At 47.3% G+C, this 15,517-nt stretch carries 13 protein-coding genes; 6 read left to right on the top strand and 7 right to left on the bottom strand.

Annotated elements, in window-relative coordinates:
- Positions 1-111: 111 nt before the first annotated feature.
- The 7 genes from ACFFJH_RS10965 to ACFFJH_RS10995 form a co-directional block, all read right to left on the bottom strand.
- Entirely contained in the window at positions 112-867 is a 756-nt protein-coding gene (locus ACFFJH_RS10965) for a substrate-binding periplasmic protein (RefSeq protein WP_390212507.1), read from the bottom strand.
- 113 nt (positions 868-980) lie between these two features.
- Positions 981-2,438 carry a sulfite reductase subunit alpha gene (locus ACFFJH_RS10970; RefSeq protein ID WP_390212510.1) on the bottom strand — a complete coding sequence of 486 codons (1,458 nt, stop codon included), beginning with the start codon at positions 2,436-2,438 and terminating at the stop codon, positions 981-983.
- 319 nt (positions 2,439-2,757) lie between these two features.
- Positions 2,758-3,708 carry an FAD:protein FMN transferase gene (locus ACFFJH_RS10975; protein ID WP_390212513.1) on the bottom strand — a complete coding sequence of 317 codons (951 nt, stop codon included), beginning with the start codon at positions 3,706-3,708 and terminating at the stop codon, positions 2,758-2,760.
- Positions 3,709-3,911: 203 nt separating this feature from the next.
- On the bottom strand, positions 3,912-4,739 hold the full coding sequence (locus ACFFJH_RS10980) for a DUF4198 domain-containing protein (protein ID WP_390212515.1): 828 nt from the start codon (positions 4,737-4,739) through the stop codon (positions 3,912-3,914).
- 71 nt (positions 4,740-4,810) lie between these two features.
- Positions 4,811-5,323, bottom strand: a complete 513-nt coding sequence (locus ACFFJH_RS10985) for a DUF2271 domain-containing protein (protein WP_390212619.1) — start codon at positions 5,321-5,323, stop codon at positions 4,811-4,813.
- A 187-nt stretch (positions 5,324-5,510) separates the two neighbouring features.
- Positions 5,511-6,146, bottom strand: coding sequence for a PepSY-associated TM helix domain-containing protein (locus ACFFJH_RS10990; protein ID WP_390212517.1), 636 nt, complete (start codon positions 6,144-6,146; stop codon positions 5,511-5,513).
- A 193-nt stretch (positions 6,147-6,339) separates the two neighbouring features.
- A complete protein-coding gene (locus ACFFJH_RS10995; protein ID WP_390212519.1) occupies positions 6,340-7,032 on the bottom strand; it encodes a Fe2+-dependent dioxygenase in 693 nt (230 codons plus the stop codon).
- 264 nt (positions 7,033-7,296) lie between these two features.
- Here ACFFJH_RS10995 and ACFFJH_RS11000 point away from each other — a divergent pair, with 264 nt between their 5' ends.
- The 6 genes from ACFFJH_RS11000 (at position 7,297) to ACFFJH_RS11025 (ending at position 15,431) form a co-directional block, all read left to right on the top strand.
- Positions 7,297-9,597, top strand: coding sequence for a catecholate siderophore receptor Fiu (locus ACFFJH_RS11000; RefSeq protein ID WP_390212521.1), 2,301 nt, complete (start codon positions 7,297-7,299; stop codon positions 9,595-9,597).
- A 398-nt stretch (positions 9,598-9,995) separates the two neighbouring features.
- Positions 9,996-12,371, top strand: coding sequence for a TonB-dependent receptor (locus ACFFJH_RS11005; RefSeq protein WP_390212523.1), 2,376 nt, complete (start codon positions 9,996-9,998; stop codon positions 12,369-12,371).
- A gap of 168 nt (positions 12,372-12,539) precedes the next feature.
- Positions 12,540-13,649 (top strand): alpha-hydroxy acid oxidase, encoded by a 1,110-nt coding sequence (locus ACFFJH_RS11010; RefSeq protein WP_390212524.1) that lies wholly within the window; start codon positions 12,540-12,542, stop codon positions 13,647-13,649.
- A gap of 196 nt (positions 13,650-13,845) precedes the next feature.
- On the top strand, positions 13,846-14,547 hold the full coding sequence (locus ACFFJH_RS11015; RefSeq protein ID WP_390212526.1) for a Fe2+-dependent dioxygenase: 702 nt from the start codon (positions 13,846-13,848) through the stop codon (positions 14,545-14,547).
- 70 nt (positions 14,548-14,617) lie between these two features.
- Positions 14,618-14,887 carry a PepSY domain-containing protein gene (locus tag ACFFJH_RS11020; RefSeq protein WP_390212528.1) on the top strand — a complete coding sequence of 90 codons (270 nt, stop codon included), beginning with the start codon at positions 14,618-14,620 and terminating at the stop codon, positions 14,885-14,887.
- 1 nt (position 14,888) lies between these two features.
- Positions 14,889-15,431 (top strand): cytochrome b/b6 domain-containing protein, encoded by a 543-nt coding sequence (locus tag ACFFJH_RS11025; protein WP_390212530.1) that lies wholly within the window; start codon positions 14,889-14,891, stop codon positions 15,429-15,431.
- Positions 15,432-15,517: the final 86 nt, after the last annotated feature.

The following is a 15,517-nucleotide window of genomic DNA, read 5'->3' on the forward strand; positions in this document are numbered from 1 at the left end:
AATTGCGTTGAAATAGGTTGGTGGTTTTTTGAATGGCGATTCGCATGGTAAGCCTGATGGTCTGGGATACTGTGCAGCCTTTATCACTAGCTTAAGCGGATGGCGTAGTTGTCATTGCTCGTTATATTTCTTCAAAATTTTAAGAAAACTTTTATCCTTCTTCATCTCGTCTAAAGTGTTATTCCATTGTTTAACGATAGCAGCATCGGTGTTTTTTGAAACCGCAATATACAAAGGATTCTTAAACAAATCGTAGGCAAGTTTGACGTCTTTTTCTTGGTAGCCGGCTAAATTGGCTGTGATGGCGACGCCTTTTTTAGCATCGGCGTAGGCAGCGATGCGGCCTATCATTAATTTTTTAAAACTGGAAGCAACCGAGCTGGCGCGATCGAGGTTGGTGAAGCCTAATTTGCTGAGCGTTTGATCGCGGATATCATCGCGATAGACGCCAATCAAGCCAATTTTTTTTGCATCGTCGAGGCTTTTAATTTGGATCTTGGAATCCGCCTTTACGTAGAGACCATATTCGATGAATAGAATGGGACCTATCCATTGATACAGATGTTCTCGGTCGGCAGTGCGCGCCATGGTAAATAAAAAACTGTTCGGCTCTTTGTTGAGTTTGTCCATGCCGCGCGACCAAGGCACGACTTGGATGCGATCTTTATTGCCGATGCGCCTTTGGATTTCTTGTACGACTTCGACCGTTAATCCTGTCAGTTCTTTGTTTTCGTCAAAATATTGCAGTGGTTTATCGTCCTCGCAATACAGGGATAATGTCGGGGTGGTCGGGCTTTGTGCAAGTGCTGGCGCGTTCAGATAAAGTAAGCTGGCCGTTATCAGGAAATTTTTTAGTAAGGCCATCATTTAGCTATGCCCTGATTTTCGATCGCTATGAGGAATGCTCTACAAATTCTCTTTTTGACGCATATAGAGCTGGACTATAGCTAAATTTATTCTGACAAGCAAACTTTATACACTCAATACACATCCCGTCGATACAGTCCTTCCTCGCGCATACGTTTTAACGTTACATCGCCCACAATGTCACGTAATGCGCTATCGACGCCAGCAGCCATGCCTTCTAAACTACCGCAGACATAGATCGCTGCGCCTTGCGCCACCCATGCGTTCAGCTCAGTGGTTTGTTCGCGCAGTTTGTCTTGTACATAGACGCGTTGTGTTTGATCACGGGAGAACGCAAGGTCAAGTTGGCTTAAGGTGCCATCGGCTTGCCATTGTTCGATTTCGGCTTGACAGAAAAAGTCATAGGCACGATTGCGTTCACCGAAGAATAACCAGTTTTGAGTGTGTCCTTTTTGGATTCGATGTTTTAGGTGAGCGCGCAGACCTGCGATGCCAGTACCGTTGCCAATCAAAATGAGTGGGCAGGCGTTGACCGGAGGATGAAAGCTGCGGTTACTGCGTAGACGTAAAGCTATGGTGCTACCGATATCGGCATAGTGTGTGAGCCAGCCTGAGCCCAGTCCTAAGCTGCCGTCCGCTTGGTGCATCTGGCGTACGATGAGCTCTACCGCGCCGTCTTGCGGGATGGAAGCGATTGAGTATTCACGGTGCGGTAAGGGCTGATCACTGCTTGGTCGTTGTGGCAGGATTTCAGCGATGTCGCCTGCTTGCCAACTGCTATCGCGATTACTGGTGTTTGGTATTAAGCGCAATTGATAAACGGGATTGCCTTGGCTGTTTGGATTGAGTAGCTGGCGTTCGCTTAATGTCCAATTTTCATACTCGGCTTGATGCCAATCGGCGAGATCGGTGCGACCACTGAGTACACCCAAATGGTGTTGCCAGTGGCGTAACGCGCCGTCGTCGCCATTATCAACTTCTACGGTATCGAATAGAGTTTGTGCGCCTTGCTGATGCAGCCAGTGATCGAGTTGATGTCCGAAGGCGCAATAGGCTTGGTAATTGCGGTCACCGAGAGCCAGCACGGCGTAATGTAGTTGGGTGAGTTGGATCGTTTGCCCCATCACTGTGCGGGTAAATTTGGCGGCACTGTCGGGTGCATCGCCTTCACCCGTGGTGCTGACCAAGAACAAAATCTTATGTGCCTGCTGCAATGCTTCGGCGGTGAGTTGACTGATGTTGCAAAGCTGGGTTTGCATGCCGCCTTGTTGCAGGCTGGTTTGGGTTTGCGTAGCGAGTTGTTCTGCGTAGCCAGTTTGGCTGGCATAGACGATGAGAATTTGTTCTTGGCTGATGTTAGCAAAATCTAGCTTGGGTTGATGACTGGATTGATGGGCGTGTTGATGTCTGACTTGTATCCAGTAATAGAAGAGGGCGTAGCTGATGAGTATGCTGGTTACGGTGCTTAGACGTGTGGTGCTAATACTTAAGAATTGATGTAGTGGCGCGAATAGGAATAATGTGCTGATGCTTAGGGCTATCAGTAGTAGGGCGTTTAGTCTTAGTTGCATTTTTCTTGACTGCATTTTTTGGGAATTTCTAAGTAATTTTTTTAGCTTAATGATAGTGGCGCTGGTCGGGGGTGGCCCGACAGCCACTCACTTTTCTTGCTTCGCCAAGAAAAGTAAGCAAAAGAAGGCGACGCAGGTATCGCTGCACTTCGTGTGCCCAATTGTGCATAACAAAAAATGGGAACGCCTTGAAACTCGCTACGCTCAAACACAAGGCTTTCCTTTTCCATTTTCTGTTACGCACAATTGGCAGCGCTACATGCGATAAAACCGACGACTCGAAGGCTGGTGGGAAACTATTCTCTTGTTTCATTATTTTTTATTCATCCATCATCGCCAAAAATGCGGGGCTGATGTGTTGGCTGTAGCTATTTTCTTCTTGTTCGTCACGTACAATAAAACGCGCTGCTACGTGTAGTTGTTTGGCGTATTGCATGCCTGCTTCTAATCCTAGGACGGTCATGGCGGTGGCTAGGGCGTCGGCGATCATGCATTCTGGGTGTAACACGGTGACGGATGCTACGCCGTGTTGGACTGGATAGCCTGTGCGTGGGTCTATGCTGTGTGAATAGCGTCGACCTGCTACTTCGAAATATTGTCGGTAGTCGCCGGAGGCGGCGATGGCGATGTCGTGTAGTGCTGCTACGCAGGCTGGACTGCTAGATTCTGGTAGATCTTCTAATTCGACCCACCACGGTTGTCCATCAGCTTTGCAGCCTAAGCCACGTAGTTCTCCGCCGACTTCGACCAAGTAACTGTGTATCCCTGATTCTTGTAAATAGCGCGCTACCTGATCTACCCCAAAGCCTTTGGCGGTTGAGCATAAATCGAGCTGAATATTGCCGGGTTGTAGGACGCTACGATGGTCGATGTCGAGTTTAAGTTGTTGCCATTGGGTGGCTTGTAAGGCTAGTTGTATGCTAGTTGCATCGGGTGTTGTTGATACTTTGCCTTGCGGGCCGAAACCCCATAAGTTGGCGAGATGTCCTATACAGGGATCGTAGGCGCCTTGGGTTTGTTCGGCGACGAAAACGCTATGTTGCAATACTTTGAAAAAATTGTCTGGTAGCACATGCCAGGTATTTGGCGATGCACGATTGAACTTGCTAATGTCGGAATCCGATTCCCAAGGACTCATTTGTGCAACGACCTGATCTAACTGTGCTTGTATTCCCGTTCGTAAATCTTCTTCGCTACGTGTTGTCACGGCATAGCACTGCACTTGCCAATACGTTCCCATGGTAAAGCCGCGCAGGTCAAGATATCGCATGTTCGCATTCGGCCTGCTTGGTTGACTCATATTGAGTGGTATGAGCACCTGCCGTTGATCTGGAGTAGAGGAAGTAAGGGTAGGCACGGAGTGAATAAACGATATTAAGGGTGAGGAATGGAGAGGAAGATCGCGAGCAAATGTGCAAAAGAATCCTGCGCGCCGGTAAAAAAAAGGGCTGGCGCGCAGAAGTTCAGTGAAAATTATTGTGGCATAACTTCTAAAGTAGCCACGTAGCTGGCGCGGCGATCTTTGATGCCAGGTACTGTTGATTTGTTGTCGTTCAGACTCGCTTGTAGCCAGTACAAACCTGCACCTTGCCAATTGATGCTGACTTTACCTTCGCTGTCGGTGGTGAGAATTTGTTCATCCAATTTTTGGCGATAACGTATGCCGCCAGCGATGACGGTGACTTTAGCGCCGACTGCTGGTTTGCCATCAATTAGGAATTTAAATTGTGCCGCTTCACCCACGACCAAATCATTGGGATGCGTGATCGGGCTTAATTCCAAGCCTTTGCCAGTGGCAGCTATTGTGCTTGGTTTGCCGTTAGTCACAAAAGTTTCAACACGGCCTTGATTATGGCTGACTTGTAATTCTTCGGCATTCGCTGGTACTTCTTTGGCAAAGGCTTCTACCGTACCGCGCCAACGCTTGGTTGCACCGTTTTCTTTGTAGCTAGCGTTGACTCCATCATTAACTACAGCGACACGGTAAGTGCCCGTCATCTCAGCGCGAAAATCGAAACTACTGCGCAGTTTGCCAGTGCTTTGATTTTCTACTTTGATGATAGAACCATCTGCCGCAGTGACCACTAAGTTCGTTAAGTTCATCGCGACGTGATCGAAGAAAAATACGTCTGTGGCAGCGGCGGCATCAAAGCTAACCCATGGCGCTTTACCATTAACGACGGTGGATGTCGGCACGATGAATTGACGATGCGCAAGTGCATCTAGTGGTGCTAGTAAAGGCATGCAAGCGGCGAGGGCGAGGCAAATACGTTTGCTGGTTTTTGTCGAGAAGAAGTTCATCTTGATATCCTCAAGTAATAGTACGTTGAATAGAGAAGGTCGATATATTCGGCTAACTGTGTTGTGAAAAATTAAGGCTTCACTTGCACAGAAATCGCACCCAATTCATGGCTGCCTTGCACTACCTGCGCTTTGCCATCTTTGCTGCCCCACACGAATGGCACTTTGACCACTTCGCGACCGCCGCCTTCACGCGCCGCTTCAACTAATAAATTGTACTCACCAGCTGGTAATTTACCGAGCGCCGTTTTGTCGCTGGCAAAACTTAAGGTGTGTTCGCCAACAATGCGCGTCGCCGCGCTCACGCCGTCTACTGGCATAGCAACTTCGCGACCAATACGACGCCACCATTGACGCATATCCTTCAGCCATTTTGAACCTTCGTTGTCGCGTTTTTTAAGGTCATACCAAACCGATAAATTGGCGGCAAAACTTTGATCTGGGCGCTCTACCCAAATCGCGACATAAGGGCGATGATATTCAGCGACATTCAGTTTTGGTACTTCTACTTTGACCACCAGTTCCGCAGCCATCGCGGATGTGCCTAATAAACTGGTAATGGCGAAAGGCAGTATTTTTTGCATATTTTGCATAGTTGGCTCGATAAATATTTTGTTAGTAAAGTAATGCGATTGACGACTTTGCTGGCTTGACTGGTTTGATTCAACTAAATTCAACTAAATCCAACTTAACTGAATTTAAAACTGTCTGCTGGCTGATATAAATTAGGTGTAACGCTTGCGCAAGATGATGCTCGATGCGCAGCTTTTTCTAATGAATAAACATAATACTGAGCACCAGAGGGATCACCAAACCTGCTGCCACCAAGGGCCAAGTCAGGCGGCGATTCGTCGCGTGCATCTTCAATAAAAATAAACCCGTAATACAAAAAATTAAGCAGGCCAAAGCAAAAATGTCGAGGAACCAAGACCAAGCCTTGCCCGTGTTTCGACCTTTATGTAGATCGTTTAAATAAGCGATCACACCACGTTCGGTTTTTTCATATTCCATTGCGCCATCGCCCAGATTGACGCGCAACCAAGCGTCGCCGCCGGGGCGAGGTAAGGGTAGATAAATTTCTTCAGGCGTCCATTCTGCAGGTTTGCCCGCTGCGTCGATGTGGTGTTGATTGGCAAGCCATTGTACGAACTCTTCGGGCAATTGAGTATCTGCACCTTTTTGGCTACGCTGAGTGACTTCCTTGCTTAATTGTTGGCGTAAATGATCGGGAATTTGTCCCGTCTTTTGGCTGGTTTTTGGGTGTGCTTCGATATCGCCGGCGTGGTTAAGCGTAAATCCTGTCACGGCGAATAGCATCATCGCGATCAGGCAAATTGCTGAGCTAATCCAATGCCAGTTATGCAGATGACGTAACCAGAAAGCGCGTTGTTGTTGAGGTGTAGACACGTTATTTAAAAAGGTAAAAAAACAAAAAGTAAAATCGTAAAAAGCGCTTTATAAAATCATCTTGCCAAGCGATATTTTAATTGAGAACAATTCTTACTTTTAACACTGTGCTCAAATGTTTTGTATCGCTTTGTTGCCAACTCTCACTGGAGACGGAAGTAAATGATGTTGCAGATGGCTTTGCAGGTGGTAATTAAGTTTCAGCCCACATCCTCACCAGATTATGATACTGCGCCGTCAAGCTAAGGACTTCGGCACTATCACCTAATTGGCTGCGCAATGTTTGTATGTTTTGATCCATATCAAACAACATGCTGCGTCGAGCATCGTCACGGATCATGCTTTGCGTCCAAAAAAAGGAGCAGACACGAATCCCTCGCGTCACTGGGCGCACTTGGTGCAGGCTGGTGGAGGGATAAACAATCAAATCGCCCGCTGGTAGTTTGACCTCATGCGTGCCATAGGTGTCTATCACTTCTAATTCTCCACCATCGTATTCATCCGGGTCACATAAAAACAAAGTAGAGGACACGTCAGTGCGCAAACTAAGGCTAGTGCTGTAGTCCATATTGGGCACTTGACGGATTGCGCTGTCTACATGGTAACCATAATGCTCGCCACCCGCATATGCATTAAACAAGGGGGGAACGATACGTAAAGGCAGGGCGGCGGAATAAAACAAGGGATGTTTTTTGACTGCCGACAAAATGATATTGCCAAGCTCAATACTGACTTCGGAGTGGTCGGGAAGTTGGCGGTTTTGTTTAACCTGCGCACCTTGTGGCCCCACGGTCTCTTTGCCATCAACCCAATTGGTATTTTCTAAACGACTGCGTAGATAGTTGACTTCGTCAAGGCTGAGTACAGAGGGAATGTGCAACATCATGATGGTTAAAAGTGAAAGTAAAAATAATAGAAAAGGTAGGAGGATCTGGCGTAATGAGTGCCATTCTAATCAATGCTAACTTAAAAGTAAATAAGAATCGTTCTCATTTAAAACTTGCAAATCTAAATGAGAATGGTTATTATTCGCATAAATAAGGTTTTGCCAGCCAATAATGCGATCGCCTCCAAGTCGTTTTCTAGCCAGCCCATTTCTCTTTATTTCCTCTCTCTTTTTTTACTTCTTATCTTTTTTCGGAGAAATTCTGTGGCATATATTCGTAGTCGACAACATCAAAAAAAACCTGTGCAATTGAGTCATACCTTGATCGCTATTGCGGCTTTGGCTGCGCCTTTGTCCGCACAAGCGCAGCAAAATACTTCTGTGGAAACGCAAAAAAGCGCACAAGAAAAATCAAAGAAAGAATCTGCTTTGCCAGAAATTAAAGTGCAGGGTTCGCAAGACGTTCCCTTTAAAGCGGATGTTTCTAGCTCGAGTAAATTAGTGAAGCCCCTATTAGAAACGCCGCAAATGGTGTCGGTCATCAAGAAAGAATTGCTGCAAGAGCAAGGTGCTTTCAACATGATGGATGCGCTGCGTAATACGCCAGGTATTACGATGCAGTTGGGTGAAAATGGTAATACCAGCGCTGGTGATACCTTCCAGATGCGCGGTTTTGCAACGCAGTCTTCGGTGTTTGTGGATGGCGTGCGCGACCTTGGTGCGGTGACACGAGATACTTTTAATGTGGAACAAGTGGAAGTCGTTAAAGGACCAGCTGGCGCAGATGTCGGTCGTGGCGCGGCCTCCGGCTATATTAATTTGGCGTCAAAAGTACCAACTTTAGAAAATGCCATCAGCGGTGCGGGAAGTATTAACAATGGCGACAATAAGCGTGTTTCAGCCGATATTAATCAAAAAGTAGGTGAAACCACGGCGGTTCGTCTCAATGTCTTCAAACAAGCCGGTGGCGTCGCCGGTCGCGATCAACTAGAAAATAATGGCTACGGCGTTGCACCGTCCATCGCCGTTGGCTTGGGCACTAAGACACGCGCTTACTTTTATACTCAACATATCCGTCAAGATAATGTGCCAGATGGTGGTATCCCGACTGTCGGTTTAGCTGGTTTTTACAACGCCAACGCGGCTTTATTAGCGGCGCCAAAAGTACGGTCTAAAAACTACTACGGCAGTGTCAACGACTATGAAAAAGTCGAAGCCGACATGGCGACTGCGAAGTTTGAATTTGACCTGAGTCCTGATACGGTACTGCGCAACGTGACGCGTTATGGCCAGTCATCTATGAAGCGCGTGTTGACCGGGATTAATGGATTAACCGCAACAGGTGCACAAAATACGTGGACAGTAGCGCGTTCCCGCCAGGGGCTCGACCAAAGTAATGACATCTTTGCGAACCAAACTAGTATCAATAGCAGCTTCGATACAGCAGGTGTAAAACATACGATGTCGGCAGGTGTGGAGTTGTTGCTAGAGCGTCAAACCACTAATACCTTAGCAGTGCCAACCGGTACGGTAATTCCAGCTGCGAATCTGTACCAACCTGACCCGAATACCGCCTTGCCTATGCCAGTAAAAAATGGTGCCAGCAGCGACGGTCAAACTAAGACCGCCGCCTTGTATGTATTTGACGCGATTGATTTGAATGACGATTGGCAATTGAATACAGGTTTGCGTTATGAGCGTTATAGCACCGAGTCGAAATCAGTTAGCCTGTCAACCGCCACCGCGAATCCGACTTTGCCCGTGGGAACTTTGATTCCAGCAAAAGTGAATAAGCATGATGACCTGTTCAGTTGGAAACTGGGTACGGTTTACAAAGTCGCAAAAAATGGTCGTTTGTATGGTGTCTACGCGACTTCATTGACGCCACCGGGCAGTGCGAATTTTTCTCTCAGCAGCGCGGCTAATAACGTGAATGGTCCACTCGCCGATCCACAAAAGACCACCAATTTTGAGTTGGGTACTAAGTGGGATTTGTTGGACAAATCCTTGGCATTTACTGCTGCCTTCTATCGTACCGATAACGCCAACGAAATCGTACAAGTCGATGCGGTTACTAATGTGTTTTCACAATTCGGTAAGCGCCGGGTCGAGGGCGTAGAGCTGGGCTTGGTGGGGCAAGTCAATCCAGATTGGCAAATCACGGCGGGTGTGGCGACGATGAAAACCAAAGTCTTGCAAGGCTCCACTGGCAATAACTCGGCAGGCGCTGCGGCTCGTTGGTCCCCTGATTTGACGGCAACTTTATGGAGTAGTTATAAAGTCGCGCCAAGTTGGACGGTGGGCGGCGGTGTTCGTTATACCTCGGAGCAAAAGCGTATCGTTGATCCTAGCGTGAATGCTGCGCTACAAAATTTGCCCGCAATTGCATCTAGTTGGGTTGCTAATGCGGTAGTGGCATATCAGGCAACGCCGAATCTCGCATTGCAATTGAATGTGAACAATTTGACGGATAAAGAATATGTCAGCACTTTGAATAATAGTGGCGCTCGTTACACGGTCGGAAGTCCGCGCACGATTTCTTTGAGTGCGAATATATTGTTCTAATCCAGACTTCAAATGGATGATTCGCTGGTAATTCTTAATAGAACTTCAGCAAAAAAGTAATAAAGCAGTATTGAAATAGCGAAATGGCATCTGCGAGAGTGGATGCCATTTTTTTTTTGCGTTTACTTATTTGTTAATTGTCTACAACTGCTCTGGCACTGCTCGGTTTACTGTTTCATGAACCGAGATTTGATACCCGTAAACTGGCTACAACTCGATAAATGAATGTAAATGATATTGATTCGCATTAGTGATTGAGGTAGTATTCGCCCCAATTCGAGCTTTGTTGATGGAAATATGAATGCTGATGGGTGGTATTTGTTTTGTACGAATCCTTGTCAGCACCTCCATTTCTCATGCTCACACACCATATTTTGATAGATCATTCAGGGAAATAAATGAAACATTCATCAGTACAAAAACCAAAAAGCCTGCGTCAGACAGAGGATTTGGCCTTCGCTTCTATGAAAAAAACCAGCTTAGCACTCGGTATCTCAGGGGCGATCTTGTTGCCTTTGCTGCCTACGATGGCCGTCGCTCAGGAAGTTTCTGCGCTGCAAAAAGATAAGCAGAAATTACAGGAAGTGGAAGTGCTGGGTAAACGTGCTGAATCTAATCCCAACGTAGAAGTCGGTGCGCCGTATAAAGCCAAATCTTCTGCTGATTCTCGTCACACTCGCCCTTTGGCAGAGACGCCACAGACTATCGCCGTGTTAACTCGCTCTGCGTTGGATGACTCCGGTTTGACCGATCTGAAACAAGTTCTGGGTGCTCAGCCAGGTATTACTTTAGGTACGGGTGAGAACGGCAATGCTTTTGGCGATCGCTACATTATCCGTGGCCAAGAAGCACGTAGTGACGTGTTCGTCGATGGTCTGCGCGATCCGGGTATGTCTACTCGCGAAAGTTTTGCGATCGAACAATTGGAAATTTCCAAAGGCCCGAATTCTAGTTTTGCAGGACGCGGCACAGCGGGCGGTGCGATTAATGCGATCACCAAACAAGCGACACTCGATCATGATTTCGAACGTGTTTCGGTCGGTGTAGGGAGCGACTCACAGCGCCGTGTGACAGCCGATATCAATAAAGGCTTTGGTGAAAATTTTGCTCTGCGCGGTAATATTTTGTACGGCAAAGAAGATGTACCTGATCGTTCGCCATCCAGTCGTTCACGCCAAGGTGTGGCGCTGTCTGGCTTGTACGAAGCGAGCAAAGATTTGTCTGTCACCTTGGATTACTACGGTTTAAGAACTAAAGATAAAGCGCCGGATTTGGGTTATTACTTAGTTGGTACCGTACCGGATCGAGTTCCTGCTAAAAATGTGCCTGTGTACGGCCAAGCGAATGATTTTCTAAAATCTGAATTAGATACCGTCACCGCACGGGTGAATTGGACGCTAGCACCCGAAGTCAAACTCACTAGTTTGACGCGCTACGGTAAATCAAATAATAGCTATGTGACGACCGGCGCTTCTAGCGCGACACGTTACGATGGTGCGACAGGAACTGCTTACACCACAGGCGTACTCGATGGTGGTCACACAGGTTGGCAAGATATCGATTATTTTGCTCACCAAAGCAATTTGCGCATGGATACCATGTTAGCGGGCGTTAAGCATGAATTTATTTTCGGTGCGGAATACGCCGATCATAAAGTGGTATCAGGTAATTTCTCGGTAACGAATACGGGCACTTTCAATTGCAAAACAACCGCAGGTAAGGGTGCGAATAACGGCTACTGTTTCACCGACAGCTCAGGTGTCGCGGTGAGCAATTTGACCAATTTAGCAGGTCGTAACGCTACTCGTCTGGGGTGGAATCAAGATTGGCACATCAAGGCATTAGCGCTCACCGCGATGGATACCGTTGATCTGACCGATAAATTTACCGCTTTTGGTGGTGTGCGCGCTGACCGTTTTGATTTGAATTTAATTCGCCGTAATAACACGACCAATGTTGTAACAGGTAGCTATGCTTACCAAGACACTTTGTTCAATGGCCATCTGGGTTTGAGCTATAAGATCACACCTAAATTCATCGTGTATGGTTCGGCTGCTAGTGCGCAAGATATTAATGGTGGCGAGGCGGATTCTGGTACCAGCAGCGGTTACGGCGGTGCGGTTCTGTATCAAAATAAAATTGCAGGTGCCAAGCCAGAGACTTCGATTAACTATGAACTTGGCGCCAAGTGGAATCTGCTCGACGACAAATTATTAGCTACCGCAGCACTGTTCCAAACCCAAAAATCAGATGTGATGGAAGGTGCGAACTACGACACCGTTGGTACTTTCAATACGGGTAAAAATCGTGTGCAAGGTCTTGAGTTCGGTCTCAGCGGTAATGTGACAGAAGACTTGTCGGTACAAATGGGCGCCGCTTTCCTCGATTCGAAAGTGCTGGCCTCTGCGACAGCTGCGAACGTGGGTAAACCATTGAGTAATTTTGCCAAGAAGAGTTTTTCTTTGCAGGCTAAATATCAATTGACTGATGCTTTCTCATTCGGCACGTCGGGACGTCATGAGAGTGATCGTTGTGGTGGTCAACCTGATACGGCCGCAGGTTTCTCTGCGACTGGCTATTGCTCACAGCCAGTGCCAGCCTTTACTGTCTTTGATGCCTTCGCAGCCTATCGTTTTTCACGTCGTTTTGATGTTCGCGTGAATGTCTTGAATGTCGCGAACAAAGACTATTTCACAGCGGTCTATCGTTCTGGGTCGTTCTTGTATAAAGGCGATGCACGCGCGGTACGCTTTACTTTGAATTATGAGATGTAGGATGGATTATTTGTTGTAGTATTTAGCCGGATGGTGAATCCGGCTAACATAGGGCTCTTCTTTGTTGTTGATTAAGGAAGAGTCCTATAATCGCTGGTGCCAGTATTTTTTTGCGGTCTGCTATTGTAGTATTTCTCTTCCTGTATCTTTTACTTCATCTCTGTCTCTATGCCCTCCAATTCGTCTGAGTTTGCCCAGCGTATTCCCGCCGATATTCGTTGCGCCCAGGATTATGAAATTGCTGCACAAGGGACGATGTCTGAAGCGAGCTACGCTTATGTGGCCGGCGGTACCGGTCAAGATCTAAGTGTCGCAGCGAATCTCGCGGCTTTTGCAAAATGGTCGGTCTATCCACGAGTTTTGCGTGATGTCAAAGAAGGACATACTCGGGTTCAACTAGGTGCTCAGACTTTGGCGCATCCCATTTTATTAGCGCCAGTGGCATTTCAAAAATTGGCGCATCCTTTGGCAGAAATTGCTACTGCTCATGCTGCGCAAGCGATGGAAAGCTGTATCGTATGCAGCACCTTGGCGACTTCGCCACTAGAAGAGGTCGCCGCCGCGGCTGGATCAGAAAAATGGTTCCAGCTGTATTTTCAAACCAAACGTGAAGATACTTTGCAATTGTTGAGACGGGCAGAGGCGGCAGGTTTTCGCGCCATTGTGGTGACTTTAGATGCCTCAATCCAAGTTGCAAGTATGCGTGCCTTAAAAGCAGGTTTTCGCATGCCTGAGGATTGCCTCGCGGTGAATTTGCCGCAGCTGGAACAACAAAAAGTTGAATTATCTGCTGGTGCCAGTCGCATTTTTCAAGGCATGATGTTAGCAGCGCCCACGTGGTCAGATCTAACGTGGCTGATGAGTCAGACCAGTTTGCCGGTGTGGGTCAAAGGTGTTATGCATCCTGAAGATGCTCGTGCTTTACAAGCGGCTGGTGTCGCCGGAATCGTTGTGTCTAATCATGGCGGTCGTAGCCTTGACGGCGCCCCTGCGAGCTTGAGCGTATTGCCTGCGATACGCGCGCTGGTGGGGCAAGATTTTCCTTTATTATTGGATGGTGGAATCCGCTCAGGAACGGATGTCTTCAAAGCCATCGCCTTGGGCGCAAATGCTGTCTTGATCGGTCGTTTGCAGATGTATGCGCTTAGTGTAGCGGGTGCTTTGGGTGTGGCGCATATGATCAAGTTATTATGTGAAGAACTAGAAATTTGCATGGCATTAGCAGGATGCGCTACGCTGGCGGATATCGATGCGAATGCTTTGCTCCCTCATCTATAAAGTTATGACTTACGCAAAACCGTCCCAGCGTCGTTGTTGCCGTCTCGCCGTGCAATTTCACTGTCTTCGTCGGCACGCCTAGCTGGAACGATTTTGCGTAAGTCCTAAAAGTAAACGCCATAGAAGTAAAAGTCGCAAACACTAGTGCACAAAATCGTACAACACATCATGCAAAAAATAAGGACGGGCCAGTGACATGTTAATCGTTATCGATGCAGTCTTAAGTAAAGAGGAAGTTGCGCAATGTCGCTCGCATCTGGATAGCGCTGAATGGCAAGATGGTGCGAAGACTGCAGGAAGTCTGGCGCAACAGGTGAAGCGTAATTTACAGCTAGATGATCAGGCTGAAGTCGCTATTAGTTTGGGAAATCATATTCTGCGTAAATTGGGTGCGCATCCCTTATTTATTTCGGCTGCCTTGCCACAAAAAATCTATCCGCCCAAATTCAATTGTTATCAAGACGGCGGTGGTTATGGCTTGCACGTTGATAGCGCGGTGATGACTATGCCGTCGACTAATCGAAACGCTGTTAATCACAATTTGCGTAGTGATTTGGCGGCCACTTTATTCTTGTGCGAGCCTGAAGAATATGAAGGTGGTGAGCTGGAAATAGAAACCGATTTTGGTGTGCAAACCGTTAAATTAGGGGCGGGCGATATGGTGCTCTATCCTGCGTCTAGTTTGCACCGTGTCACCCCCGTCACGTCGGGCGCGCGCATTGCTTCATTTTTTTGGATAGAGAGTATGGTCAGTGATGATTCAGAGCGCGCTATTCTATTCGATCTGGATCAGACGATACAGCAATTAACAAGCCGCGTCGGTGAGCATAGTGCTGAGTTACTCAGACTCACACGGGTTTATCATAATTTGTTGCGACGTTGGGCTATCACTGTTTGAGTCGAACTGAGACAAATTGAGTCAAACTGAGGCAGTATAATTTTTAGGTATCAATCTTCAAGGAACTAATATGAAATCAATTATCGTAAAACTGGTGGCGCTCGCCACACTGATGTTGGCCAGTAGTGTGTGGGCGCATGGTGATGTGAAATGCACCAAGCTCCCCAAATCACAGTGGAAACCTCATACTGAATTGCAAGAAAAATTGACCAAAGAAGGTTGGCAAATTCGCCGCATGGAGCAAACCACGACCTGTTATGAGGTCTATGCGAAAGACCCCAAAGGAAAGCGAGTAGAAGCCTTTTTTAATCCTGTGACTTTCGAACGTGTGGAAGAATAAGGTGGCGCAAGAAAATCTAGCGGTTTGGGATTGGCAAGTACGTCTGATGCACTGGACGTTAGTATCCTGCATGAGCGCGGCTTGGATCACCAGTGATATGCCTGGCGCGGCTCATGAATGGCTAGGTTATGCTACGGGTACTTTGGTTTTACTCAGGTTGCTGTGGGGGTATGTCGGAAATTCTTACGCCCGCTTTGGCCAATTTTTAAAACCTTGGGCGACCACGCGTCATTATTTTTCTCAAGTCTTGAACGCGAGCGCACCGCGTTATCTAGGCCATAATCCTTTGGGTGGCTGGATGGTGGTAGCGTTGTTGTCGTGTGTCGGTTTGTTGTCCATCACGGGTTGGGCGATGAATACCGATTTGCTCTGGGGTTATGCTTGGCCGGTACGGATACATGTTGCGATTGCTTGGCTAACTTGTGGTCTGGTTGTGCTGCATGTTTTGGGTGTCTTGTTCACCAGCTGGCAACATAAAGAGAATTTGGTAAAGGCCATGTTCACAGGGAATAAGCCTAAACCAGGGGCGCAGGATGTAAGTTAAGTCCGGTCACCGCATTTCTAGAATTTTCATTTGCGCCAAGGTAAATTTAGTCTCACAATAGTGACGTTTCAATAGATGGTTGAACA

The organism is Affinundibacterium danionis (genome assembly GCF_042432465.1).
In the GTDB taxonomy this organism is placed as follows: domain Bacteria; phylum Pseudomonadota; class Gammaproteobacteria; order Burkholderiales; family Burkholderiaceae_D; genus Undibacterium; species Undibacterium danionis.